At 70.6% G+C, this 1,951-nt stretch carries 2 protein-coding genes and 1 pseudogene; 2 read left to right on the top strand and 1 reads right to left on the bottom strand.

What is annotated here, in order from left to right:
- A pseudogene (locus tag GUY60_RS37275) lies at positions 1 to 138 on the bottom strand (3-deoxy-7-phosphoheptulonate synthase); the annotation flags it as partial.
- A 172-nt stretch (positions 139 to 310) separates the two neighbouring features.
- On the opposite strand from GUY60_RS37275, the gene GUY60_RS37270 reads away from it, so the two are divergent.
- Both GUY60_RS37270 and era read left to right on the top strand, forming a co-directional pair.
- Complete coding sequence (locus GUY60_RS37270; protein WP_161705934.1) at positions 311 to 799, top strand: hypothetical protein; 489 nt, start codon at positions 311 to 313, stop codon at positions 797 to 799.
- Between the two features lie 131 nt (positions 800 to 930).
- Positions 931 to 1,899: a GTPase Era gene (gene era / locus GUY60_RS37265; protein ID WP_161705933.1), complete on the top strand. Its 969-nt coding sequence runs from the start codon at positions 931 to 933 to the stop codon at positions 1,897 to 1,899.
- Positions 1,900 to 1,951: the final 52 nt, after the last annotated feature.

Raw genomic sequence — 1,951 nt, 5'->3', positions numbered from 1 at the left:
GAAGGTGTTGCCGTGCATCGGGTCGGTGATCCAGGCGACCTGCGCGCCGGAGGCGGTGACCTTCTCGACCAGGGTGGGCAGCTTCTCGCGGATCTTGTCCGCGCCCATCCGGACGATGAAGGTCAGCGGGCGCCTATCTGCTGCGGGCCGACGGCAGCCGGGTGCCGGTGGGCGCGCGGGACACCGCACCCCGCCCGCGGACGGTTCACGTACACGCCCTTCACGAGGCCTCGGCGGCCCTCCCGCCGCGGGCGTGTCTCGCCGCACCAGCACCTGACCAGCTCTCCCCCACGAACGGGAAGGTGAACCGATGAAGCGCAGCAGTACCAGGAGAGGCCGGACGGCCCTCGGCGTGGCCCTCACCACGGGTTCTCTCGCCCTCGCCGGGTTCGTCCTGGCTCCGGGCGCGGCCGCCGTCGCCCCCGGCACCGCCACGTCCAAGGCGGACTGTGGCATCTACGGCGGCGGTGCGGTCACGCTCACCGCCACCCAGAGCGGGACCAGCGCCACCGTCACCGTCACGTCGACGGAAGTCACCACGCCGGTCGCGGTCGGTGCCAACACCGTCGAGTCGACGCTCACCCTCACCAAGGCGAGCGGCGGCACGGCGACCTTCACCGGCAAGAGCAACCCGGCGATGGAGGCCGGCGGCGGGGTCGACTCGGGCCCGCTCACCGGCACGGTCGCCTCCGGTGACTCCCTCGACCACCCGGGCTCGCTCAAGCTGGTGGTCTCCGGCATCACTGTGACCTGCAACTCCACTGAGGGACTCGCGCCAGGACCGTTCGTCTTCGACTGAGCGACGGCCGGGCTCCGACCAGGTGGAGGCGGGGCCGGGACGCCGGTTCCCGCCTCTGCTCCCGGTCGGTTCGAGCCCTCCGCCGGCCGGGTCGCCGGGCCCGGTCGGCGGCCGTCCGCGCATCAGGGACAATGGGCGCCATGAGCGTTCGTACCCAGCCTTCCCAGCCGTCGGATCCGTCGGGCCCCGGCCACCGCGCCGGCTTCGCCTGCTTCGTCGGCCGCCCCAACGCGGGCAAGTCCACCCTCACGAACGCTCTGGTCGGCAAGAAGGTGGCGATCACCGCCGACCAGCCGCAGACCACGCGGCACACCGTGCGCGGCATCGTGCACCGCGAGGACGCGCAGCTGATCCTGGTGGACACCCCTGGCCTCCACAAGCCGCGTACGTTGCTGGGCGAGCGCCTGAACGACGTCGTGCGCACCACGTGGGCCGAGGTCGACGTCATCGGTTTCTGTCTGCCCGCGAATGAGAAGCTCGGCCCCGGCGACCGGTTCATCGCCAAGGAACTCGCGTCCATCAAGAAGACGCCGAAGATCGCCATCGTCACCAAGACCGACCTCGTCGACAGCAAGACGCTCGCCGAGCAGCTCATCGCCATCGACCAGCTCGGCCGGGAGCTCGGCTTCGAGTGGGCCGAGATCATCCCGGTGTCGGCGGTCGGGAACCAGCAGGTCGACCTGCTCGCCGACCTGATCGTGCCGCTGCTGCCCGAGGGCCCGGCGCTGTACCCCGAGGGCGACCTCACCGACGAGCCCGAGCAGGTCATGGTCGCGGAGCTGATCCGCGAGGCCGCGCTCGAAGGGGTACGGGACGAACTGCCGCACTCCATCGCGGTCGTCGTCGAGGAGATGCTGCCGCGCGAGGACCGTCCGGCCGACAAGCCGCTGCTCGACATCCACGCGTTCGTCTACATCGAGCGGCCCAGCCAGAAGGGCATCATCATCGGCCCGAAGGGCAAGCGCCTGAAGGACGTCGGGATGAAGTCCCGTAAGCAGATCGAGGCGTTGCTCGGTACGCCGGTCTTCCTGGACCTGCACGTGAAGGTCGCGAAGGACTGGCAGCGGGACCCGCGACAGCTTCGTAAGCTCGGGTTCTAGGGGGCACCGCACCGAACGGTCACCGCACCGCCCTGATCCGCGTCACCAGCAC

Source organism: Streptomyces boluensis (genome assembly GCF_009908195.1).
Taxonomy (GTDB): domain Bacteria; phylum Actinomycetota; class Actinomycetes; order Streptomycetales; family Streptomycetaceae; genus Streptomyces; species Streptomyces boluensis.
The sequence above is the reverse complement of the archived record's forward strand: the minus strand, read 5'-3'. Positions and strand labels throughout refer to the sequence as shown.

Coding starts and splice junctions, on each gene's coding strand:
- GUY60_RS37270 (WP_161705934.1), top strand. CDS start 311: ATGAAGCGCAGCAGTACCAGGAGAGGCCGGACGGCCCTCGGCGTGGCC.
- era (WP_161705933.1), top strand. CDS start 931: ATGGGCGCCATGAGCGTTCGTACCCAGCCTTCCCAGCCGTCGGATCCG.